Source organism: Paenibacillus sp. 102 (genome assembly GCF_039549175.1).
GTDB lineage: Bacteria > Bacillota > Bacilli > Bacillales > Bacillaceae_G > Bacillus_A.
In genome coordinates this window covers 93258-115795 of sequence record NZ_JBCGHT010000012.1, presented here as the reverse complement: position 1 = coordinate 115795, position 22538 = coordinate 93258, and the positions used below count along the sequence as shown (strand labels likewise).

Genomic DNA, 22538 nt, shown 5'->3' with positions numbered 1-22538 from the left:
ACTAGAAACGGAATCTACGAAAGAGGTCGATATGATGAAAACATTTCTTTCCGCCCTGCAATGGGCATTGTTTATTTTGGCTGGAAGCCTCATTGTACCAATTAGCGTTGCGGCCAGTTATGGGCTTGAAGGTGCTGAAGCCATTGCATTTGTACAACGAACGTTATTTGTTCTTGGTTTTGCCGGTCTTCTGCAAGCTATATTTGGTCATAGACTGCCTATCCAAGAAGGTCCTGCTGGTCTTTGGTGGGGAATTTTCTCACTATATGCAAGTTTAGGTGTAGTATTATTTGGATCTAATAATGAAACACTTCGGGTCTTGCAATACGCCTTCTTATTAAGTGGTATTATTTGTATTATTCTTAGTGTTTTTGGGCTTATCGATAAGCTTGTTCGATACTTTACACCAACAGTAATTGGAACATATTTATTTCTTCTCGTTGCCCAGCTCAGCGGTTCTTTTCTAAAAGGAATGTTCGGCCTTGATGGACAACATACTGAAGTACAAGCAAACGTATTTATTCTTTCACTTATTGTTATTTTACTATCATTTTTCATTATGAAGCTACCTATTATTGGACAATACTCTGTTCTTTTCAGCATTGTCTTTGGATGGATTTTATTTGCATGTTTCGGATTGTCCAATCCAATTACACCGGTAACAGATACTATTCGACTTCCATCCCTATTTGTCTTTGGGACACCTCGAATTGAATGGAATATGGCAATTACCGTTGTCTTTGTCACACTGTTACTTTTAACGAACATGTTAGCAAGTATTCGTGTTGTACAAAAGGTTGTTTCTAAATATGAAGAAGATGCAGTTCAAAATCGCTTTAAACACGCTGGAATTATAACGGGAATAAATCAGCTATTAGGTGGGCTTTTCTCAGCAATTGGACCAGTAGCTATTTCAGGTTCAGCTGGATTTATTGCAACAACAAATATTTATAAACGACTTCCTTTTATATTAGGGTCAAGTTTTATTATTGTTATTAGTATATTTCCAAAGATCACATCATTCTTTGCAGCTATTCCTGTCGCTGTTGGATATGCAGCCATTTATCCTGTATTTGCAAGTATGATTGGTCTTGCCTTCCGCGAATATGACACTGTAGAAAATAAAGAGCGCTTATTCCGCGTTGCTGGCCTGTCTCTCTTCACAGGAATCGGTGTTATGTTTGTCCCACCGCAGGCATTTTCGACCCTGCCACCATTTTTAGCATCATTTTTAAGTAATGGCCTTGTGCTCGGTTCCGTCATGGCTATTGTACTTGAAGTTTTATTTTCCCGTTCAAAGGAAAAACAGCCATCATAAATTGGAAAACTTCCATCTTCACATATGTTTAGAGGTGGGAGTTCTCTCGAAAGATATGATAGAATTATCATGGGCAATACGCCCATGATAATATATACTAACAATACAGTAATTCACTTCACCATATAAATCGATTTTGATTTTTCAACATAGAAATTACGGCTCGGAAATCAAAAAAAGCCCTGCTCTCATTTTCTCCTTGTGTTTTCACATGGCATGGGGGCTAAAAGGGCTCTGTCCGCTTCTATCCATGAGCGGATTCTCTCTTCCACCTAAAAAAAGTGAGTTTCTATATTTTTCAATTTGCATTTATATATCTTCAAAGAGGCTTGATGTCTTACTATTTATTCCCTATCATTTTACTAGAATGAATTTCTAGCAAAATCAACCATTACCCCAACAAAGAAAGGAACTTTCTATATGTCTTATAAAATGATTGTTTTAGATTTAGATGATACTTTATTACGCGATGACCATACAATTTCAGAGCGTACAAAACAAGCTTTAATGACAGCCCAAGAGCAAGGTGTAAAGGTTGTACTTGCTTCCGGCCGTCCGACATTTGGTATGCGCCATATTGCAAAGGAGCTTCGCTTAGAAGAATACGGCAGTTTTATCCTATCATTTAATGGTGCTAAAATTATTAACTGTAAAACAGATGAAGAACTATTCAGTAGTACACTATCTCCTGAAATCGTTCACAGCCTATATGAAATCAGTAAAAATGAAGACGTTTGGATTCATACGTATATCGGAGATGATATCGTAACAGAAGAGAATAATCCATATACAGACATCGAAGGTCAACTAACAGGCATGTCAATTATCAAAGTAGATAGCTTTACTGCTGCCGTGCAAGGGCCTGTTGTAAAAGTATTAATGAATAAAGAAGCTGAACGCCTTATTGAAGTAGAAAAGAAGCTACAAAAACAATTAGAAGGCAAACTAAGTGTTATGCGTTCTAAGCCATTTTTCTTAGAGTTCACAGAAGCTGGTGTTACAAAAGGAACAAGCTTAAACCAATTGATTCAAAGGCTTGGTATTAAGCGCGAAGAAGTTATCGCGATGGGTGATAGCTACAACGATCAAGCAATGATTGAGTTCGCTGGACTTGGCGTTGCCATGGGTAATGCTCCAGATGACATTAAAGAAATTGCAAACTATGTAACAGACACAAATATGAATGACGGCGTTGCCAAAGTTGTAGAAAAATTTGTACTGAAAACCGAAGTTCTTGTTTAATATATAAATTTTTAAACACATAAATTACTGCTATGAAAACCAAAGGTGACCTACACTCATTTTCTCCCTTTGTTTTCACTTGGCATGGGGCGAAAAAAGGCTCTGTCCGCTTCTATGCATGGGCGGATCCTCTCTCCCATCTAAAAGAAAAAGGTTTTTGTACTTATCTTAATAGATACATTCACAAAACCCATTTGAAGTCAAACACTTCAAATGGGTTTTTATTTAAATGTAACTAGCTTTGTGAAGATATTTCGAACTTTACAACATTCTCGTAGTGTAAACTTTGTTTTTGTATATAATGAAACAAAATAGACTATTTTATTTTGAATTAGAATACAAATTTACTATATACAAGCTCATATTATAAGGAGGCTGTTTCATGTTATCTACACCAATCGGAAGATTAAGAGCAATTGGATTAGTCGAAGGGATTTCCTTTCTACTATTATTATTCGTAGCAATGCCGTTAAAATACTTCGCGGGTTTTCCAACAGCCGTTAAAATTACAGGTATGGCTCACGGCGTACTATTCGTACTATTCATCTTTGCAGTAATTCAAGTAACAATTGTACATCGTAAGTCTATTTTATGGGCTCTTGGTGCATTTATTGCATCAGTTATCCCATTTGGTACGTTTGTACTAGATGCAAAATTAAAAAATGAACAATAATAAAAAAAGTAGCTAACAATTATTCTGTTAGCTACTTTTCTTTTTACAGATTTGGAATTTGCCAATCAATTTCTTTCTCATTCATGCTAGATAAGATATCATTCACTTTTGAAAATGGTTTGCTTCCAAAGAAACCACGTCTTGCTGATAATGGACTTGGATGTACAGATTCAATAATGTGATGATTTGCATTTGTAATCAGCTTTTTTTTCGCCTGTGCATGACGCCCCCACAGTATAAAAATCACTGGTTTATCTCGTTCATTTAAAAGTTCAATTACGCGATCAGTGAAATACTCCCACCCTTTTCCTTTATGAGAATTTGCTTCACCTTGTCTGACAGTTAACACCGCATTAAGTAATAACACACCTTGCTCTGCCCATTTCACTAAATAACCGTTATTCGGAATTTCACAACCAAGGTCTGCATGCAGTTCTTTGTACATATTTTGCAGTGATGGTGGTGTTTTCACACCAGGTTGTACAGAAAAACTTAGCCCATGTGCTTGGTCTGGTCCATGATATGGATCTTGTCCTAAAATGACAACCTTTGTATTCTCATAACTTGTATAATGCAATGCATTAAAAATATCATTGGCATTTGGATATACTACATGGGTACTATATTCTTCTTTTAAAAACTGCCTTAGTTTCTGATAGTATGGTTTCTCGAATTCTGGTGCAAGTAACGGCTCCCAATCATTCTTTAAAATATGTTCCATCTCTTCACTTCCTATTCATTTAATTGACCATGTCTTGCTTTGTAAAGACTACAAACGAAACGATAAGGGAAGCTACGGCCCAAACTGTTAAATTCATTAACGAAAAGCTCATCGATAGACCTTGCAATGCTGGTAACTTTCCTGACAAATAATCTGTTAGTGATAAATTCACACTAAAAATATATTTTGCCCCTTCCCAAGACGTTGCGAAGGAACTTAAGATACCACCTGCAATTAGTGCTGCCAGCATGACTCCCATACCAGCTGGTGTATTGCGAATTAACACAGAAACCATAAAGGATATAGTTCCCACAACAATTGCCACAAACCACGCCAGTCCATAAGCCATTAAAATGTATTGCCACTGCGGAATAAGGTGGACAAAATTTGTATTTAATGTTTCTTTATTAATTCCAAACCCTGTCAATACCGGTAAATTCCACCCGGCATATCCGAAAACAACACCTGATAATGCATAGGAAAAAATTCCAACCAGGAGTAATATAAGTGAGATAAATAACAACATCGTCACATATTTACTGAGAAGGATTTTCCAGCGCCGAATTGGCCGCGTTAGAAGCATTTTCATCGTTCCATCACTTCGTTCTCCCGATACAATATCAATTGCAACAATCATGACAAGGAGCGGAATAAACAACGTAATCCCCTGTTCAATGAATGCTCGTACAAATGTCGGTGCCCCCGGTGCTGTTGGATTAATATCATGATCTAAATAATATTGTTGTTGCTCTACTCGTACTTTCAGCCAATCCCGCCATTCTTCTGGCAACCTAGAGTTATTTAAACGATTTTGCGAATCAACAATTTGTTGCTGAAGTGCTACTTTCCAATCACTTGTTCCAAGGCGCTTTTGCGTTGTTTGCACTTCACGGTACTGTGCATACACAAACAAAGGAATTAAAATTGCCAATATGAGCATAACGACCAAAATACGTTTCTTTCGATAGATTTTTTCGGATTCATTTAAAACAAGATTCGCAAATTCACGCATGCTGCTCACTCCTTGTGAGTTCAATGAATAAATCTTCTAGCGTAAACACAAATTCCTTCACGCTATGTACCGCTATCTCACTTTCTACAAAACGCTTATTCCAAGTACTAATTGATGAAATGTCCATTCGGCACAGTAAACGCTCATTGTCTACACTAATTTCTCTTACTTCTTCTGCCGCTTCTAACATATCCTTCGCCTTTGCAATCGGTGTAACAATCCATTCAACACGATCGCTCGCAGTTTTAATTAACTCTTCAATAGGCGCAACTGTAATCATTTTTCCTTTATGAATAATAGCAACGCGGTCACATATCATTTGCACTTCACTTAGTAAATGACTCGAAATAAAGACACTCATATTTTCTTCTTTCACAAGCGTATGTATAAACTTCCTCATCTCTCTTATACCAGCTGGATCTAGGCCATTTGTCGGTTCATCTAATATAAGGAGCTTTGGGTTTCCAAGAAGGGCCTGTGCGATTCCAAGGCGTTGCTTCATACCAAGAGAATACGTTTTCACTTTATCGTGAATACGTTCGTCTAAATGAACCATTTTCGCAATTTCTAAAATACGTTCATCTGATATACCACCTAGCATACGTGCAAATTGCTTTAAATTTTCCCATCCTGTTAAATATGTATAGAGCTCTGGATTTTCAACGATACTACCAATTTGCCGCATCGCTTCTCGAAAGTTCTCTTTAATATTATACCCACCAATAGTAATCTCGCCTTCAGTTGCTTTAATAAGTCCTACTAGCATCCGAATTGTCGTCGTTTTCCCAGCTCCATTTGGACCTAAAAATCCAAACACTTCTCCTTGTTTCACATCAAATGAAATGTTTTCTACAAGCGTCTTTTTCCCAATTATCTTTTTCACATTTCGTACTGAAAGTATCGTCGTCATTTCGCCTCTCCTCCATCTAGCTTTAGCTTACTTACAACGTTTCGTAATAAGCGATCCGCCATATATGAGTAGCCTGTTTCATTGGGGTGAAAATGATCGGAGTATAACAATTCTTTCCCGCGATTTTGAAACAGATCGAACGTTGGCGTGATGTATACATTTTTATTATCTATTGCTAATTTCTCTAAAGATGCGTTCCAATCTACAACAATCGATGAAGAACCTTTTAAATCTTCTACGTCCTCAAATGGATTATACAAACCGAGCCAAAAAATCGGACTATCTGGGTTTAACTTTCGAATTTCCGCTAAAATTTGCTTCGCCTGATTTTGAAATGTTTCTACATCAGGACGGTATGCTTCTAAATCTATCTTTTCAAGTGATTCCCAGCCCGGAAATAAGTCGTTTCCTCCAATTGTTAAAACAATGAGCTCTGCTTGCTTAATTGAATACTGAGCACCACTGCTCTCTATTTGATTCAACAAATCCGGCATCTTCGCGCCACTAACAGCTAAATTCGTTAACGCAACCTTTTGTTTATAATCCTTTTGTAAACCGTCCTTCACTCTTCCCACATAGCCAATTCCTTCTTTATCGCCAACTCCGCGTGTTAAAGAATCACCTAAGCTGACAACTTGTAATGTTCCCGGGTTTTGTTTCCCATGTACTTGTTTTTGTTCTGTTTTCGTAGTTAACTTTGAAGCCTTCGGATTTAATACATCATTAATACCCGAAATAAAGCCATATGCAAATAAACAAAAAGATGCAATTGTAATGAGTAAAATTCCTTTTACTAATTTTGATCTCATATCAAAACCCCTTTTAGCCTGGTAGATTGCCCATATTATACCAAACGCTCTTTTGAAAAGCGATTTTCACACCTTCTCTATTATGTCGTTTCCCTCTCAATTAATTGTGGCACTAACTCCACATGTTTCACACCTATCTTTGTATCATGAATTTTTTCATATAATAAATCAAACGCCTTTACACCAACATTTTTACTAGAATGTGAAATCGTTGTAATCCCTAATATATCCGCTACTTCTTGATCATCACACCCAATAATTGTGAGCTCTTCTGGAATACGTACTCCATGTTTTTTCCCCTCCGTTACCATACCTGCTGCAATATGGTTACAAGAAACAAGAAATGCTGTCGGCTTTACAGACATTTGTATCCATTCCCTTATTACATTACGCCCATCATCCACCTTAAAACACCCTTTAAATTTCCAGTTATCTGCAGGTATAATAGAAATATGTTGCATTGCATCCTCATACGCTTGTTTTCTTCTTTGACTATTAATGCTATTGTCTCTTCCAATACAATATCCAATACAAGTATGACCAGCATCTATCAAGCTTTTCATTCCTTGTGAAAACACTTTATAATAATCAATATGCACGCTTGAGATGAAATTCGAATCTATTTCTTCACACACCACAATTGGCCCGAATTTCGTATACTCCTCGAGCTTTTCCTTATCATTTATCCGTGAGCATATAATGACTCCATCAAGCTTTTTCATTTTTAACATCTGCAAAATTTCAAGTTCCCGTTCTTCACTATAATTTGTCTGACAAAGCATCATATGATAGTTATTCTTTGCAGTTTCTTTCGATATCCCCTCAATAATAGCGCTATAATACTGATCATTCACATGCGGCAATAAAACACCAATTACATTCGTTTTTCCTTTCACTAAATGAATCGCATTCACATTTTGCGTATAATTTAACTCTTCTATAATGGCTAAAATCTCTTTTCGTTTCTGTTCATTCACATACGGATGATTATTAAGTACACGTGAGACAGTTGATACAGATACTCCAGCCAATTCAGCAATCTTTCTTATATTAGTCATTTCGTTCTCCCCTTTTTACAAAATTTCTCCCTTGACCTGGTAAGCTTTCCACAATATATCCTTTCCTAGCACATACATTCAGAAAGGATTTGAAACATATGATACGTCTAAAACTAGACTATATATTTTTTATTAGCGGACTACTCATTCTATCTCTTGGAATTAACATGATGACAACTATTACTTCATTCGGTCTTAGTCCTTATGATTCATTTTTTATTGCACTATATCAAAACTTTGGAATAAGCATTGGCTTTTGGATTTTTATGATTAACTTTGTTTTTACACTTATTGTGCTATTTTTAAATAAAAAGCACATTACAATAGGAACAATTGTTACTATGGTTCTTATTTCTGTTTTTGTTGATTGGATTGGTTCTATTACTTTCATTATGGATTCAATTCGCTCTCTTCCAAAATATATAACACTTATATGTGGAAATCTATTTGTAGGCGCTGGAATTGGAATTTATGTATCGACACAGCTTTGTGCTGCACCGCAAGAAGCATTCGTCTTAACCATGGCCGAAAAGAAAAAGTGGACATTTCGCAAGACAGAAATTTCATTAGCTTTTTTATTTTTAGCGTGTAGTTTTTTATTAGACGGCCCTATTTATTTTGGTACAATTATCCTTTCATTTACAACAGGATGGATTATTCAAGCATTTATTCAGATTGGCACAAAGGTTCTTAACATAAAAAAGCCTATTGAGCATCACGCTTAATAGGCTTCATCTATTTTACTGAAAAACAGCTCCCTGAATATAATCAAAGACAGCCTTCTCATCATTTGGTAACACAACTGGCTGAATTTTCTTCGTATCAATAGCGATATTGGGATCCTTCAAACCGTTACCTGTTAATACCGCTACAATTCGGCTCCCTTTTGCAATTTCACCGCTTTGCAACTGTTTATAAACACCTGCAAGAGAAGCGCATGAAGCAGGTTCTGCAAAGATTCCTTCGTACTTGGCTAGCCATTCATATGCCTCAAGAATTTCACGATCTGTTACTTCGTCAATTTTACCTTGAGAGTGTTCTGCAGCTAGGGAGGCTTGCTTCCAACTTGCTGGATTCCCAATTCGAATCGCTGTTGCAATTGTTTCTGGCTCTTCAATCTTATGTCCACGTACAATCGCCGCGGCTCCTTCCGCTTCAAAACCGTGCATCTCTGGCAAACCCGTACCAAGCCTTTCATGATATTCTTTGAAACCTTTCCAATACGCTGTAATATTGCCCGCATTACCGACTGGAATTGCTAGAATATCCGGTGCTTTTCCAAGCGCATCACAAATCTCAAATGCAGCTGTCTTTTGCCCTTCAATACGGTATGGATTAACAGAATTCACAAGTGTAATTGGCGATGACTCGCTGAGGCTACGTACAATTTGCAAAGCGTGATCAAAATTCCCATCAATACTTATAATCTCAGCACCATACATGACAGCTTGCGCTAATTTACCATATGCAATCTTTCCATTTGGAATGATAACAATACATGACAATCCTGCCCTAGCCGCATAAGCCGCTGCAGATGCAGACGTATTACCTGTAGATGCGCAGATAATCGCTCCACTTCCTGCCTCTTTTGCTTTTGCTACCGCCATTACCATACCGCGATCTTTAAAAGATCCGCTTGGATTTGCTCCTTCTATTTTCCCGTAAATGGTTACGCCCCACCGTTTTGAAAGGTTTTCTAATAAAACAAGTGGTGTATTGCCTTCATGCAATGTTAAGGAAGGTGTCCTTTCCGTAATAGGTAAAAACTCCTTATACTCAGCAAGCAAACCTTTCCACATTACTTAGCATCTCCCTCGATTCGATAGTTTGCTTTCACACAATCTACTTCCTCGTATTCCCTAAGTGTATGTAAAATATATTCATAGTCTGCAAGTGATGCACGATGGGTTACGATAACAATCTCAGCCTTTCCTTTCTCCTGTAGCGGCATTTGGATAATCTTCTCAAAGCTAACACCACGTTCAGAGAATAAAGATGTAATTTTTGCAAACACACCAATTTCATCTTTTACATGCAAACGTAAAAACTTTTTCACAAAAATTTCTTTTGGCTCTTTTAATACTTTTTCATACTGCGGAGAGACTGCGCTATTCCCAGTTACGCCAAGGCGCACGTTTTGCATCACGGCAACTAAATCAGAAACAACCGCTGTTGCTGTTGGCAAACTTCCTGCACCAGGCCCATAAAACATCGTTTCTCCTACCGCTTCACCATATACATATACGGCGTTATATTCATTTTGAACAGCTGCAAGAGGGTGTGTATTCGGAAGTAATGTTGGCTCAACTGTTACCTCTAACTTTTCACCATCGCGCTTTGCAAGCCCAATTAATTTAATTGTGTATCCTAAGCTTTTACTATATGCAATATCTTCCTCGGTAATGGAAGTAATCCCTTTCACCTTCACATCTCCAAGCTCTACATTTGTAGAAAAACCTAGAGTAGCTAAAATCGTCATTTTTCTTGCTGCATCTAAACCTTCAACATCTGATGTTGGATCTGCTTCCGCAAATCCAAGCTGCTGCGCTTCTTTTAACACGTCGTCGTATGCTCTCCCTTCGTCAGACATTTTTGTCAGAATAAAGTTTGTTGTTCCGTTCACGATTCCCATCACTTTCGTAATCAGATCTGAAGAAAGCCCTTCTACGATGCTGCGAAGAATTGGAATCCCTCCAGCTACGCTTGCCTCGTAAAATAAATCAGCCTGATTTTCTTTTGCCACCGTCAAAAGTTCTGCTCCGTGCAATGCCATTAAATCCTTATTAGCAGTAACAACATGTTTACCATTTTTCAAAGCTTGTAAAATATATGCTTTCGCTTCCTCTATGCCGCCCATCACTTCAATGACAACATCAATATTAGGATTATCTATAATTTCATTGGCATTTTTCGTTAATAAGGTAGAGGGTACTTGGACCTCTCTCTCTTTTTCAATATTTTGCACTAATACTTTTGTTACTTTCACTGGGCAACCGACTTGGTGCATAAGACGATCTTGATGATCCGTAATAATACGAACCACACCGCTGCCAACTGTTCCAAGGCCTAATAAGCCCACTTGAATTTCATTCATGATACTGTCCACCCCTCTAAAGAATTGTATTTAGATGCCATTATATAAGGTAAAATTCTGAAAAACAATGTATTTTGAACATTTAGAAAAATATAAGATAATCCTTACAAAGAAAACGTTGCCACGTGTTATATAATGATCACCTTACAAAATATAAGGGGTTTCTTGATATACATAATAATTTAACCAATTTGAAAATAATAAGTTTCCATGACTCCGCCATCTTATAAGTGGTTTTTCAGCTGGATTATTATGTTTAAAATAGTTTTTGGGAACCTTAATATCTAGCCCTCTTTGTTTATCACGTTCATATTCCTCTTTTAACGTATCGCAGCTATATTCGCTATGACCAAGCACAAAAACATGCTTCCCCTCTTGCCCCATAACAAGGTGGACACCCGCTTCTTCTGATGTTGCTAGTAACGTCAGTTCTGACACCTTTTCAATGTCAGCTCTACGCACTTCTGTATGGCGAGAATGAGGTGCAAAAAAGAGTTCATCAAACCCTTGTAACAATTTCACATGCTGTTCCTGCACTTCATGTTCGAATACACCAAACATTTTTTCTTCAAGCGGGTATTTCGGAATTCCATAGTGATAATACAAACCAGCCTGTGCTCCCCAACAAATATGCAATGTAGATGTTACATTCGTTTTTGAATATTCCATTATACGCCTGAGTTCTTCCCAATAATCTACATCTTCAAAAGGAAGTGTTTCAATCGGCGCCCCTGTAATAATGAGACCATCAAATTTTTCTCCCTCAATATCACGACATGTTTTATAAAAACTTGTTAAATGGTCTTGCGCTACATTACGAGATATATGAGACTCCATATGAAGCAAATGCACATCTAATTGAAGTGGTGTATTACCGAGTAACCTGAGCAATTGCGCTTCAGTTTCTTGTTTTGTTGGCATTAAGTTCAAAATCGCAATTTTTAAAGCACGTATATCTTGCGTTTCAGCTCGCTCTTTTGTCATCACAAAAATATTCTCTTTTTGCAATACTTTACGGGCTGGTAAATCCTTATCAACAATGATCGGCATGTGCTTTGCCTCCAACTAATGCTTCCTCTAGGTCCGCAATAATATCAGAAACATCTTCTATACCGACGGATAAGCGAATTAAATCAGATGTAACGCCTGCTAAACGCTGCTCTTCTTCATTTAACTGTCTATGCGTTGTACTAGCAGGATGAATCACACATGTTCTCGCATCTGCTACGTGTGTCACAAGAGTTGCCAGCTCCACATTTGCAATAAACTCCTTCGCAGATTCTAGCCCTCCTTTAATACCGAATGTTAAAACACCACTTGCACCTTTTGCTAAGTACTTTTGCGCTAGCGGATAATTTTCATTACTTTCTAATCCCGGATAATTCACCCATTCAACACGATCATGGTTAGCAAGCCACTTCGCAACTGCAAGAGCATTTTCACTATGACGCTCCATTCGTAAATGCAATGTTTCTAAACCGATGTTGCTAATATACGCATTGAATGGGCTCATACAGTTTCCATAGTCTCTTAATAGTTGAACACGAGCTTTCACAATATATGCTGCCTGCCCAAAGTTCTGCACATAACTTACGCCATGATAACTTGGATCTGGTTCGACAAGCTCGGGATATTTCCCATTTGTCCAATCAAAATTTCCTCCATCAATAACAATACCGCCTAATGAACTTGCATGGCCATCAATGTATTTTGTTGTGGAATGAACAATGATATTTGCTCCGTGTTCAAACGCTTGGCATAAATATGGTGTCGCTAACGTGTTATCAACAACAAAAGGTACTTCTAACTCTTTAGCAACAGCTGAAAATTCTTTGAAGTTCAAGACATTCATCGCTGGATTACCAAGTGATTCTGCATAAATCAGCTTTGTCTTGTTATTTGCAAGTGCCACAATTTCATCAGCAGATAAGTTTGGATTAAAGAATGTAACATCAATCCCTAATTTACGTAGACTCATCCCAAATAAGTTAAATGTCCCCCCATAAACGGTTGAAGAACAAAGCAAATGATCACCACTACTACAAATATTTAAAACAGCAAGCATAATAGCCGCTTGACCAGAGGCTGTTGCAACAGCTCCAACTCCGCCTTCTAGATCGGATAACTTTTGTTCAAATGCTGCCAGTGTCGGATTCCCAATACGTGTATAAATATAACCTTCTGCCTCTAAATTAAAGAGCGCTGCCAAATCATCAGACGTATCGTATTTGTACGTCGTGCTTTGATAGAGTGGTAAAACACGTGGTTCACCATTCTTCGGTGTATAACCACCTTGCACACAAATCGTTCCTTTCCCCCATGATTCTCCCATTTCTTATTCTCCTTTCTTTTATAGAAAATAAAAAAACTGCTTCTTTCCCTAACAAGAAAGAAGCAGTTTGAAAACACGCTCTAAAGTCTCTTTCTTATCTCTCAGGGTTTATTACCTGCAGGATTTGGCACAATTCCGCTATACGGCTGTTGCCAAGGTTTCATAGGGCCTGTCCCTCCACCTTTTCTTGATAAGACTATGCAATTACCGTTGATTTTATAGCAATAATTTCCTAATGTCAATTATTTTTCTGAATGTTTATAAAAGATTTTATTAAATGTTTAATTATTTATTCCGAAAATTAAAATTATATTAAAATATTATTATAATTAACCTTTACCCCTAAAATATTCTACACGTTTACTTACACGTTTTTTCTTTTCATACTCTATCGTCATGAGTAAAGCGGCTATTATAAGCAAGCTATTACTAACAATCATCAAAGGAATAGATAAGTATATCATTGCATATAAACTTGGAAAAATCGCAGCGCACATGAAAAAAATTCGATGAAGAAACACTGCAATACAAACAAATAGTATAGATACCATAACCATAATAAAAATAGAAAACTGGTCTACATGAAAGAAAGTCCACTGATATTCTCGATAAAAATAGGTTATGACTTGTATGGCACATGCTAAAAAGCCTATCATGTGACCAACAACATGGAATTTATACCTATCTTTTTTCCTTCCAATTTTTATAGCTAAATTTATAAAGGTACCCATTACAATCCCGATTACTGTGAACACCCCTATATACCATAAATTTTTACCAATCGAAATCTTAACGCCATAAGCAGCATAAAGCATAAGGACCATACCCGTTCCAATCATTATAGTAGACAAAACAACATCATATTTTTTATAAGGAAATTGCCTTTGCAAAATTAACGAACTAATTAATATACAGGTACATGCTGCTAAAGCAGTATAAATAAAAACACCCAAACCTCTCCCTCCATTATGGTAAATTTCACCATAAAATCACAATAAGTCCTATATTCATTCATATGAAAAAAAACTCACGTACATAACGCGAGTTTTCACTATTTTACAATAACATCTATACCTTAACCAATTCATTTTCCCTCTATTTCTTTGGCTTGTTGCACAAGGTGCTCTCCCAATATCCTTAGAATCTTTAAAGGGATAACGTCATGTTTTAATCTAAGAAGATAGTAATTATCGTAAAACTTGATACAGCTCATTAAGACTTTGTATTTCATAAGTCGGAACAATTCCAGTAGGATTCGGCTTCTTTGCAGGATTAAACCAACATGTGTCTAATCCTGCTAGTTGCCCACCTTTAATATCTGCACTTAATGAATCACCGATAATTAATCCTTTCTCCACAGAAAAATTAGAAATTCGTGCAAAAACATAATCGAAGTATTCCTTCATTGGCTTTTGATGACCAGTGTCTTCTGAAACAAAAATATCCTTAAAGAATGAATGTAATCCCGAATTACGCAGACGTTTATCTTGCGTTTTGGAAACACCGTTTGTAACAATATATAAATCATATTCATTTTGGAAATCTTGTATTAGTTCAAAGGCTCCTTGAATAAGCTGATCCCCTTCTTCTAAATACCTTCGATAATTTTGTTCAAACAAAGGTCCATCAACTTCCTGACCGTACTTCTTAAATAAAATTGAAAACCGAGTATTTACTACCCCATCTCGGTCTATTTTTCCTTCCTCAAAGGATTTCCACAGACCTTGGTTTATTTTTTTATAATGTGCTGTAATTTCATCAGTTAAAGGGATTTTTTGTTCCTCAAAAAGTAAATGTAACGCTGTTCTCTCAGCCGCTTTAAAATCTAGTAATGTATCGTCTACATCAAATAGTAATGTTTGATATTTCCTCATGTTGCTTCTCTTCCTTTCCCCTATAAAAATACACTTTTGCTTTTGTTCTCAAATAAATCGTATCACTTCCACTTGTAAAAAGAATAGGAGATATCTCATACTAAATAAGAGGTGAAAAAATGAAAATCGAAAAAAAACGAGATGAGATTTACAACTATGTACAGCACTTCAACTTTCAAACGTTCTTTTCATTTGATATTTTTCCATATATAGAAGTTCATTCTTTTCAAAAGAAAGAAATGATTTGCAACGAAGGAGAAGAACTTCCCTATCTTTATTACTTAATTTCCGGAAAAGCAAAAATATATATGAGTCATCAAAATGGAAAAACTTCCTTAATTAACTTTGTAAAATCCCCATCGCTTATTGGAGAATTAGGATTAATTGGAGTCGAGTCTGTAACAAAAGGGATTGAAGCTATAGAACCATGTATCTGTTTAGCTCTTCCCTTGAAAGATTGTCGTCATCTCTTGTTGCAGGACGCACACTTCTTACAACAGCTATGCAAATTTATTGGAGAAAAAACAATCTCTCGGACTGAACAATATGCGAAAAGCTATAACTATCCTTTAGAAAATCGCTTAGCAGCTTTTATTCTGTTAACTGAGCAAAACAATTGTTATCTCGAAAAGCATACAGAGGCTTCTGAATACTTAAACGTTAGTTATCGTCATCTCTTATATGTATTAAAGCAGTTTTGTCAGCAAAATTGGTTAAAAAAAGACGGAAGAATATACCTAATACAGGACAAAAAGCAATTACAAAAGTTAGCTGATGAGCTCGAGCGGCAATAAAATAACGAAATCCCGCAAGCTCGTCTGCTAGGCTACTTCTTTATTCACAAACAACAAAAAAGCAGCACCAACACCATAAAGACGTTGATACTGCATATTGAGTGACGATTATTTTGTTAATTAGAATGCGCTTGCTACTTTAGCAGCTTTTTCAAGGCCTTCTGCAATAATTGCTTCTGCTTTATCTGGGAATTGATTATGGCCTTCAATGATCACTTGTTCCATATTTGTTGCACCGAAGAAGCCCATCATGCTTGCTACATATTTAACAGCCATTTCTACGCCAGCTGCTGGTCCTTCAGAATATACACCACCGCGTGCATTTAATAGTGCAATTTTCTTATCACCGATAAGACCTACTGGACCTTCTGGTGTATATTTGAATGTTTTTCCAGCACGGTTTAAGTAATCGATATATGTGTGCAGTACAGCTGGAATTGTTAAGTTCCATAACGGGAAACCAAATACCACTTTATCAGCAGCAAGGAATTGATCTAAATATTTATCCGCAACAGCTACTGCTTTTGCTTCTTCTGCTGTTAAATCAAACCCTTTACCAGCTTTAAATGTACCATTAATCATATCTACGCCTACATATGGCAACTCTTCATTATATAAATCAAGTTCTACCACTGTATCATTGGGATGTGATTCTTTGTAGCTTGCTAAAAATGTTTCATATAATTTCACGCTAACTGCTTGGTCCGCTGGGCGGTTGTTAGCCTTTACGAATAAAACTGTTGTCATGTTTTATTTTCCTCCTAATACTCACTCTTACGTTGTTTATTATTTACTCGCTAAAAAGGGACAATCCCTTGTAATTGTTGTTGCTTACAAATACCATTTTATCCTCTCTCTCCTTTCATTTCTTCCTCACATGGACGTATCTTTTCAAAAAAAAAGTCCGCCTCCTAAAGGCGAACTAGGTCTTACGACTTTTGTCTTATACGATTCCATTTTTCACTGCATATAAAGCTGCTTGTGTACGATCCGATAGATTTAATTTACTTAAAATACTACTTACATGAGCTTTTACTGTTTTTTCGGTAATAACTAAAACAGATGCAATTTCCTTATTACTCATCCCTTTTGCCAAGAGTTGCAATACTTCATTCTCCCTTGCCGTTAGTACATCTACATGAATATTTGATAACTCCTGTTTCTCTTCTTGCGGCAACGTTTGAGAAAGAAGGCTACTGGCTATATCAGGATGAAGCTGAATATTTCCTTTGTATGCACTACGGATGGCTTCCACCAGTTGATCCGGCTCGACATCCTTTAAAATGTATCCACTTGCTCCAGCCTTTAAAGCTGGTAACACGTGTGCTTGATCCGAAAAACTAGTTAATACGAGCACTTTTACATTGGGATACTCTTTTTTTATACACGCGGTTGCTTCGATCCCATCCATCTCTGGCATATATAAATCCATTAGTACAACATCTGGCTGCAACTCTTCTACTTTCATTAACGCTTCTTTTCCGTTATTAGCCTCTCCAACTAGCTCCAAATCTGCTTGCGTGCTTAAGAAGAATGCTAACCCTTTTAAAACAACTGTATGATCATCAACTAATAATACTTTTATCTTCACAAATTTCCCTCATTTTCACATGGCATTATAACGGTACAATAACTTTTATACTCGTTCGTTTTTTCTCACTTACAATCGTAATACATCCGCCAATTAACTCTGCGCGTTCACGCATTGTTGTCATACCAAGCGACTTTTTCTCTTTTATGTCTTTTTCTATAAAACCAAACCCGTAATCAACTACCTCTAAAGACACTTCTTTCTCCGTTACTTTCAAATAAATTGTCGCCTCTGTTACTCCCGCATGTTTACTCACATTATTTAACGCCTCTTGCCCAATTCGCCATAGCGTTTCTTCCACTACACGTGGTAAATCACGCACACCTGTAACCTGTTCACGTATTTTCAAACCTAAATTTTCACCATATTGCTTTAAGGCTGGCAGTAATCCTTTTTCTAGCCCCGCTGGACGAAGCTGCCAAATAAGTGTCCGCATTTCTTTTAAGGCACCTTTCGCTAACTCTCTCATCTCATGAAGAGATTGATCTACCCTTTCATTTTGTCCCTTCAAAACTGCTTCCGCTCCCTTTGTCATGAAGGTTAATGAAAATAATTTTTGTGAAACTGAATCGTGCAGATCCCTTGCCAAGCGGTTTCGTTCTTCCATTCTGACAAGCTCACGACGCTGCTGGTTTAATCGTAAATTTTCAATCATTAACGAAATATGATTCGTTAGCGCTTGAAGAACGTCTACGGCATTTGTATCAAACTCACCCTTGTTTGAATTCACACATAAAACACCAAACACATGATTTCGAATATGGATTGGAGCTGCAATAATAGAACCATTAGGATGAACACCATTTCCAACTTGTCTTTTCATTAAAATAGGCCGGTTCTTTTCTATCGCTTCCTTTGCCGCTCTCTCTAAACCAAAATCCTCTTGTACTGTATGCTTCTTATAGAAAGCTCGCATAGAGAGCTGTTCTTCTTGTATAAAAAATGCGACTTGCTCCCATAGAAATACATCTCCCACTTGTTTTACAATTTCTTCTGGCAATGTACTTAATTTATGAATCTTTCTTAGTTCCTGAATAAAACGCTCTAGTTTCACATAATAATGAGCACGTTTCTTTTCATTTTCATATAGCTTCGTTCGTTTTAAAGCTGTTCCAATTTGCAGAGCAACCGATTGTAATAGCATCAGTTCTTCTTCAGAAAAATGTATTTTCCCTGGGCCCGCTACATTTAGTACACCAAATTCTTCCCCACCAGCTTTTAATGGAACAGTCGCATGATGAAGAATCCCTTCTGTGTCACCCCAATTATTTTCAATCGCGTTGTTAATTCGTTTACATTCAATAATATTAACCGCTCGTTCTAATTTCCCTTCTACAAAACGGCGTAAACACCAGCATTCTCCTTCGCACATCGGCTTTTTATTTTGAAAGGAAAGCGCTGCTGGTAGCTGATAATCAATTAATTTTGTATACCTACCATTTTCATCAGCAAGAAAGATCCATCCGGTTGTTAATCCCGTTACATGCAACAATTTTTCTAATACTGCTTGTAACACATGATACGTATCATTAGATGTATTTAATGTTTCTGCAATCTCTTTTAATATGGCTAATTCACTTATACGGTTTTCTTGAAACATACATTGTCTCCTACATACAATATTTTCTTTTCTCATTGTACCAAATTCAATGTATTCTCAAACATACAAGTAACTTTTTCGCTTTGTACTTATCCATAACATTGATATAATGGATGAAAATGTAGTTTTCATTATATCACCTGAGGGGGCTTTCACAATGACATTAAACAAAGCACTTACAATCGCTGGCTCTGACACAAGCGGCGGCGCTGGTATACAAGCAGATTTAAAAACGTTCCAAGAACTTGGTGTGTACGGAATGACATCTCTTACAACAATCGTAACGATGGATCCACATAACGGCTGGGCACATAACGTATTCCCTATTCCTGCTTCTACACTCAAACCACAATTAGAAACAACAATTGAAGGTGTTGGTGTTGATGCTTTAAAAACAGGTATGCTTGGATCTGTTGAAATCATTGAAATGGTTGCTGAAACAATTGAAAAGCATAACCTACAAAATGTAGTAGTAGACCCCGTTATGGTTTGTAAAGGGGCAGATGAAGCATTGCATCCTGAAACAAATGACTGCTTACGCGATGTACTTGTTCCAAAAGCATTAGTTGTAACACCAAACTTATTTGAAGCATACCAATTAAGCGGTGTGAAAATTAATTCCCTTGAAGACATGAAAGAAGCTGCTAAAAAAATCCATGCTTTAGGTGCAAAATATGTACTCATTAAAGGCGGTAGCAAACTAGGTACAGAAACAGCAATTGATGTATTGTACGATGGAGAAACATTCGATTTTCTAGAATCAGAGAAAATTGATACAACAAATACACACGGCGCAGGTTGTACATACTCTGCAGCAATTACAGCAGAACTTGCAAAAGGTAAATCTGTAAAAGAAGCTGTAGCAATCGCAAAAGAATTCATTACAGCTGCGATTCGTCACTCTTTCAAATTAAACGAATACATCGGACCAACACATCACGGTGCATATCGTAAATTTACTGCTGGCAAAGAACTTGTATAAGAAATAAAAAACAAGCTATCTCTGGATAGCTTGTTTTTTATTTCTCTAAACTGAACTTGTCCCTTAATCTCAAAACTGTTTACTTTTTGCTGTTCCACGTGAAACAACAAAAATGTAAAAAAAGAGCGACGAATCGCTCTTTCTCTTCAACAACACCTCGATATCTTTCCACCTTTCGCATTGAATCTAGCTTCCTGTGCCTCTGCAAAAAACTGTTTTCGGCATAGAACCGCTTCTTCTGGATGGTGCTGTTTCATATGAGTAACATACGTTTCATAACTTGGTACTCCAACAAGCAAACTAATAAATTGCTTTCTTGTTCTCCACACCTTCCCCAGTTTTTTAAGCATAATTTCTCGACTCACTTTCATCTCTTGAAATATATGGCGCTTCTTTTAATGGTGTTGCCTTATTTTGCAATACTTTAATCCATATACGAATAGCAGAAATAAGAACTGCGATAACAACTACCATGAAAACGCCACAAAGTGCTGCATCGATATAATCATTGAAAATAATTTGTTTCATCTGCACCACATTTTTCGCCGGCGCTAGTATTTTCCCGTCATCTAAAGCATTTTGAAATACTTTTGCATGCGATAAAAATCCAATTTTCGGGTTCTCATGGAATAATTTTTGATAGCCAGCTGTCATCGTTACAATGAGCAATCCCACTGTTGGAATAAGCGTCACCCAAACGTATGCCTTTTTCCCCATTTTGAACAATATCGTTGTTCCAAGTAATAAAGCGATTCCAGCTAACATTTGGTTAGCAATTCCAAAGAGCGGCCATAATGTATTAATTCCACCGAGCGGATCAACTACACCTTGATATAAGAAATATCCCCAACCTAACACGCATAATGTTGTTGCAATAATATTAGCCAGCGTAGAATCTGTTTTCGCAAATGGTTTATATACGTGTCCTAAAATATCTTGAATCATAAATCGTCCTACACGTGTACCAGCATCAATTGTAGTTAAAATAAATAATGCTTCAAATAAAATAGCAAAGTGATACCAGAACGCCATCATCGCAGTGCCACCAATTACTTGTGAAAAGATATACGCCATCCCAATTGCTAATGTTGGTGCACCACCTGTACGAGATAAAATTGTTTGTTCACCGACATTTACAGCAAGGTCCCTTAATTCATTTGGTGTAATTGCAAATCCCCAAGAAGAAATAACTTGAGCTGCTTGCGAGACATCGGTCCCGATAAGAGCCGCTGGACTGTTAATTGCAAAGTACGTTCCTGGTGTTAATACACAAGCCGCAATCATTGCCATCGCTGCAACGAACGATTCCATTAGCATTGCCCCGTAACCAATTGGCTGGGCATGTCCTTCTCTTTCGATCATCTTCGGCGTCGTACCAGAAGAAACTAAAGCATGGAACCCTGATACAGCCCCGCATGCAATTGTAATAAATAAAAACGGAAATAGATTTCCAGAAAACACTGGTCCTGTTCCGTCAATAAACTTGGACACAGCTGGCATTTGTAGGTCTGGCGCTACAATGAGGATCCCGATTGCTAGCCCAACAATCGTACCCACTTTTAAAAAGGTACTTAAATAATCACGTGGAGCTAAGAGCATCCACACCGGTAACGCAGACGCAATGAAACCGTATACAATAAGCATAATTGCAATTGTTTCACCACTAAAAGTAAACATACTTGCAAGTGTAGGATTCTCAGCTACATACTGTCCTCCCACAAGAGATAAAAGAAGTAAAATAATACCGATAACGGATCCTTCCCCAACTCGTCCAGGACGAATGTAACGCATATAAACACCCATTAAAATAGCGATTGGAATTGTCGCTGCGATTGTAAACATTCCCCAAGGGCTACCAACAAGCGCTTTCACAACTACTAAAGCTAATACCGCTAATAAAATAATCATAATACCTAAAATACCAATCATCGCAATTAATCCTGTTACAGGACCAATCTCATCTTTAATCATTTCACCTAATGATTTTCCATTACGTCTCATTGAAGCAAATAAAATAACAAAATCTTGTACTGCTCCAGCAATTACAACTCCAACAATAATCCAAATTGTTCCTGGTAAATATCCCATCTGCGCTGCTAAAATTGGACCTACTAGTGGGCCTGCTCCAGCAATTGCTGCAAAGTGATGTCCAAATAATACCCATTTATTTGTTGGAACATAATCCTTCCCATCATTTAGCGTCTCAGCAGGTGTTTGTCGATTATTATCTAGTTCAAATACTTTTCGTGCGATAAATCTACTATAGAAACGATACGCAACCGCATATACAGAAACTGCTGCGACTAATAACCATACAGCATTAATCGTTTCGCCTTGTGATAAAGCAATTACACCAAATCCAGCTGCTCCTATTGCTGCGATTACACCCCAAAGTAAAATTGACTTAAATGCCTTCACATACAATTCCCCCTATACTACTTCTTAGTGGAGATTGTACTAAATTTTCTGAATATTTAATTTAAATCCTCCTTATCATGAAGGATTCTTATGTTAACATGTTGAAATTC

22 protein-coding genes and 1 riboswitch are annotated in these 22538 nt (G+C 37.1%); of the genes, 6 read left to right on the top strand and 16 right to left on the bottom strand.

What is annotated here, in order from left to right; translation table 11 throughout:
- Nucleotides 1-34: 34 nt before the first annotated feature.
- The 3 genes from AAIE21_RS21340 (at nt 35) to AAIE21_RS21330 (ending at nt 3233) form a co-directional block, all read left to right on the top strand.
- Nucleotides 35-1318, top strand: a complete 1284-nt coding sequence (locus tag AAIE21_RS21340) for a purine/pyrimidine permease (protein WP_343268652.1) — start codon at nt 35-37, stop codon at nt 1316-1318.
- Nucleotides 1319-1738: 420 nt separating this feature from the next.
- The gene (locus AAIE21_RS21335; RefSeq protein WP_343268625.1) at nt 1739-2560 is read left to right on the top strand and encodes a Cof-type HAD-IIB family hydrolase; all 822 of its coding nucleotides are present in this window, start codon (nt 1739-1741) and stop codon (nt 2558-2560) included.
- 382 nt (nt 2561-2942) lie between these two features.
- Nucleotides 2943-3233, top strand: a complete 291-nt coding sequence (locus AAIE21_RS21330) for a DUF3817 domain-containing protein (protein ID WP_343268624.1) — start codon at nt 2943-2945, stop codon at nt 3231-3233.
- Between the two features lie 43 nt (nt 3234-3276).
- Here AAIE21_RS21330 and AAIE21_RS21325 read toward each other — a convergent pair whose 3' ends face one another.
- The 5 genes from AAIE21_RS21325 to AAIE21_RS21305 all read right to left on the bottom strand — a co-directional run bounded on the left by AAIE21_RS21325 (nt 3277) and on the right by AAIE21_RS21305 (nt 7743).
- Nucleotides 3277-3954, bottom strand: a complete 678-nt coding sequence (locus AAIE21_RS21325) for a uracil-DNA glycosylase (protein ID WP_343268623.1) — start codon at nt 3952-3954, stop codon at nt 3277-3279.
- A gap of 19 nt (nt 3955-3973) precedes the next feature.
- Nucleotides 3974-4966 carry an ABC transporter permease gene (locus AAIE21_RS21320; protein WP_343268622.1) on the bottom strand — a complete coding sequence of 331 codons (993 nt, stop codon included), beginning with the start codon at nt 4964-4966 and terminating at the stop codon, nt 3974-3976.
- Complete coding sequence (locus tag AAIE21_RS21315; RefSeq protein ID WP_343268621.1) at nt 4959-5876, bottom strand: ABC transporter ATP-binding protein; 918 nt, start codon at nt 5874-5876, stop codon at nt 4959-4961. Before AAIE21_RS21315 ends, AAIE21_RS21320 begins: the two co-directional genes overlap by 8 nt.
- Nucleotides 5873-6685 carry an SGNH/GDSL hydrolase family protein gene (locus AAIE21_RS21310; RefSeq protein WP_343268620.1) on the bottom strand — a complete coding sequence of 271 codons (813 nt, stop codon included), beginning with the start codon at nt 6683-6685 and terminating at the stop codon, nt 5873-5875. The genes AAIE21_RS21315 and AAIE21_RS21310 overlap by 4 nt, the downstream gene beginning before the upstream one ends.
- Before the next feature lie 80 nt (nt 6686-6765).
- Nucleotides 6766-7743 carry a LacI family DNA-binding transcriptional regulator gene (locus AAIE21_RS21305; RefSeq protein ID WP_343268619.1) on the bottom strand — a complete coding sequence of 326 codons (978 nt, stop codon included), beginning with the start codon at nt 7741-7743 and terminating at the stop codon, nt 6766-6768.
- A gap of 98 nt (nt 7744-7841) precedes the next feature.
- Between AAIE21_RS21305 and AAIE21_RS21300 the strand changes: the two genes are divergently transcribed.
- The gene (locus AAIE21_RS21300; protein ID WP_343268618.1) at nt 7842-8468 is read left to right on the top strand and encodes a YczE/YyaS/YitT family protein; all 627 of its coding nucleotides are present in this window, start codon (nt 7842-7844) and stop codon (nt 8466-8468) included.
- A gap of 15 nt (nt 8469-8483) precedes the next feature.
- Here AAIE21_RS21300 and thrC read toward each other — a convergent pair whose 3' ends face one another.
- From thrC to AAIE21_RS21270, 6 genes are all read right to left on the bottom strand, one after another.
- Nucleotides 8484-9542 carry a threonine synthase gene (gene thrC / locus AAIE21_RS21295; RefSeq protein WP_343268617.1) on the bottom strand — a complete coding sequence of 353 codons (1059 nt, stop codon included), beginning with the start codon at nt 9540-9542 and terminating at the stop codon, nt 8484-8486.
- Nucleotides 9542-10837: a homoserine dehydrogenase gene (locus AAIE21_RS21290; RefSeq protein WP_343268616.1), complete on the bottom strand. Its 1296-nt coding sequence runs from the start codon at nt 10835-10837 to the stop codon at nt 9542-9544. The genes thrC and AAIE21_RS21290 overlap by 1 nt, the downstream gene beginning before the upstream one ends.
- A gap of 144 nt (nt 10838-10981) precedes the next feature.
- Nucleotides 10982-11887: a homoserine O-acetyltransferase MetA gene (gene metA / locus AAIE21_RS21285; RefSeq protein WP_343268615.1), complete on the bottom strand. Its 906-nt coding sequence runs from the start codon at nt 11885-11887 to the stop codon at nt 10982-10984.
- A complete protein-coding gene (locus AAIE21_RS21280; RefSeq protein WP_343268614.1) occupies nt 11871-13169 on the bottom strand; it encodes a bifunctional O-acetylhomoserine aminocarboxypropyltransferase/cysteine synthase in 1299 nt (432 codons plus the stop codon). The genes metA and AAIE21_RS21280 overlap by 17 nt, the downstream gene beginning before the upstream one ends.
- A 91-nt stretch (nt 13170-13260) precedes the next feature.
- Nucleotides 13261-13366: riboswitch (SAM riboswitch) on the bottom strand.
- Nucleotides 13367-13498: 132 nt separating this feature from the next.
- Nucleotides 13499-14122, bottom strand: coding sequence for a hypothetical protein (locus tag AAIE21_RS21275; protein WP_343268613.1), 624 nt, complete (start codon nt 14120-14122; stop codon nt 13499-13501).
- 234 nt (nt 14123-14356) lie between these two features.
- The gene (locus AAIE21_RS21270) at nt 14357-15043 is read right to left on the bottom strand and encodes a YjjG family noncanonical pyrimidine nucleotidase (protein WP_343268612.1); all 687 of its coding nucleotides are present in this window, start codon (nt 15041-15043) and stop codon (nt 14357-14359) included.
- A gap of 119 nt (nt 15044-15162) precedes the next feature.
- Between AAIE21_RS21270 and yeiL the strand changes: the two genes are divergently transcribed.
- Nucleotides 15163-15837 (top strand): transcriptional regulator YeiL, encoded by a 675-nt coding sequence (gene yeiL / locus AAIE21_RS21265; RefSeq protein WP_343268611.1) that lies wholly within the window; start codon nt 15163-15165, stop codon nt 15835-15837.
- 120 nt (nt 15838-15957) lie between these two features.
- On the opposite strand, the gene AAIE21_RS21260 is transcribed toward yeiL, so the two are convergent.
- From AAIE21_RS21260 to AAIE21_RS21250, 3 genes are all read right to left on the bottom strand, one after another.
- Nucleotides 15958-16584 carry an FMN-dependent NADH-azoreductase gene (locus tag AAIE21_RS21260; protein ID WP_343268610.1) on the bottom strand — a complete coding sequence of 209 codons (627 nt, stop codon included), beginning with the start codon at nt 16582-16584 and terminating at the stop codon, nt 15958-15960.
- A 196-nt stretch (nt 16585-16780) separates the two neighbouring features.
- Nucleotides 16781-17428 (bottom strand): response regulator, encoded by a 648-nt coding sequence (locus AAIE21_RS21255; RefSeq protein WP_343268609.1) that lies wholly within the window; start codon nt 17426-17428, stop codon nt 16781-16783.
- Nucleotides 17429-17453: 25 nt separating this feature from the next.
- Nucleotides 17454-19028, bottom strand: coding sequence for a GAF domain-containing sensor histidine kinase (locus tag AAIE21_RS21250; RefSeq protein ID WP_343268608.1), 1575 nt, complete (start codon nt 19026-19028; stop codon nt 17454-17456).
- Nucleotides 19029-19185: 157 nt separating this feature from the next.
- On the opposite strand from AAIE21_RS21250, the gene pdxK reads away from it, so the two are divergent.
- Nucleotides 19186-20010 carry a pyridoxine/pyridoxal/pyridoxamine kinase gene (pdxK, locus tag AAIE21_RS21245; RefSeq protein WP_343268607.1) on the top strand — a complete coding sequence of 275 codons (825 nt, stop codon included), beginning with the start codon at nt 19186-19188 and terminating at the stop codon, nt 20008-20010.
- Between the two features lie 146 nt (nt 20011-20156).
- Here pdxK and AAIE21_RS21240 read toward each other — a convergent pair whose 3' ends face one another.
- Both AAIE21_RS21240 and cstA read right to left on the bottom strand, forming a co-directional pair.
- Nucleotides 20157-20360: a YbdD/YjiX family protein gene (locus AAIE21_RS21240; protein WP_343268606.1), complete on the bottom strand. Its 204-nt coding sequence runs from the start codon at nt 20358-20360 to the stop codon at nt 20157-20159.
- Nucleotides 20353-22428: a carbon starvation protein CstA gene (cstA, locus tag AAIE21_RS21235; RefSeq protein WP_343268605.1), complete on the bottom strand. Its 2076-nt coding sequence runs from the start codon at nt 22426-22428 to the stop codon at nt 20353-20355. Before cstA ends, AAIE21_RS21240 begins: the two co-directional genes overlap by 8 nt.
- Between the last annotated feature and the right edge of the window lie 110 nt (nt 22429-22538).

Bases quoted from the DNA above. Each gene is read 5' to 3' on its own strand.
- AAIE21_RS21340 (WP_343268652.1), top strand. From the start codon at position 35: ATGAAAACATTTCTTTCCGCCCTGCAATGGGCATTGTTTATTTTGGCT.
- AAIE21_RS21335 (WP_343268625.1), top strand. From the start codon at position 1,739: ATGTCTTATAAAATGATTGTTTTAGATTTAGATGATACTTTATTACGC.
- AAIE21_RS21330 (WP_343268624.1), top strand. From the start codon at position 2,943: ATGTTATCTACACCAATCGGAAGATTAAGAGCAATTGGATTAGTCGAA.
- AAIE21_RS21325 (WP_343268623.1), bottom strand. From the start codon at position 3,954: ATGGAACATATTTTAAAGAATGATTGGGAGCCGTTACTTGCACCAGAA.
- AAIE21_RS21320 (WP_343268622.1), bottom strand. From the start codon at position 4,966: ATGCGTGAATTTGCGAATCTTGTTTTAAATGAATCCGAAAAAATCTAT.
- AAIE21_RS21315 (WP_343268621.1), bottom strand. From the start codon at position 5,876: ATGACGACGATACTTTCAGTACGAAATGTGAAAAAGATAATTGGGAAA.
- AAIE21_RS21310 (WP_343268620.1), bottom strand. From the start codon at position 6,685: ATGAGATCAAAATTAGTAAAAGGAATTTTACTCATTACAATTGCATCT.
- AAIE21_RS21305 (WP_343268619.1), bottom strand. From the start codon at position 7,743: ATGACTAATATAAGAAAGATTGCTGAATTGGCTGGAGTATCTGTATCA.
- AAIE21_RS21300 (WP_343268618.1), top strand. From the start codon at position 7,842: ATGATACGTCTAAAACTAGACTATATATTTTTTATTAGCGGACTACTC.
- thrC (WP_343268617.1), bottom strand. From the start codon at position 9,542: ATGTGGAAAGGTTTGCTTGCTGAGTATAAGGAGTTTTTACCTATTACG.
- AAIE21_RS21290 (WP_343268616.1), bottom strand. From the start codon at position 10,837: ATGAATGAAATTCAAGTGGGCTTATTAGGCCTTGGAACAGTTGGCAGC.
- metA (WP_343268615.1), bottom strand. From the start codon at position 11,887: ATGCCGATCATTGTTGATAAGGATTTACCAGCCCGTAAAGTATTGCAA.
- AAIE21_RS21280 (WP_343268614.1), bottom strand. From the start codon at position 13,169: ATGGGAGAATCATGGGGGAAAGGAACGATTTGTGTGCAAGGTGGTTAT.
- AAIE21_RS21270 (WP_343268612.1), bottom strand. From the start codon at position 15,043: ATGAGGAAATATCAAACATTACTATTTGATGTAGACGATACATTACTA.
- yeiL (WP_343268611.1), top strand. From the start codon at position 15,163: ATGAAAATCGAAAAAAAACGAGATGAGATTTACAACTATGTACAGCAC.
- AAIE21_RS21260 (WP_343268610.1), bottom strand. From the start codon at position 16,584: ATGACAACAGTTTTATTCGTAAAGGCTAACAACCGCCCAGCGGACCAA.
- AAIE21_RS21250 (WP_343268608.1), bottom strand. From the start codon at position 19,028: ATGTTTCAAGAAAACCGTATAAGTGAATTAGCCATATTAAAAGAGATT.
- pdxK (WP_343268607.1), top strand. From the start codon at position 19,186: ATGACATTAAACAAAGCACTTACAATCGCTGGCTCTGACACAAGCGGC.
- AAIE21_RS21240 (WP_343268606.1), bottom strand. From the start codon at position 20,360: ATGCTTAAAAAACTGGGGAAGGTGTGGAGAACAAGAAAGCAATTTATT.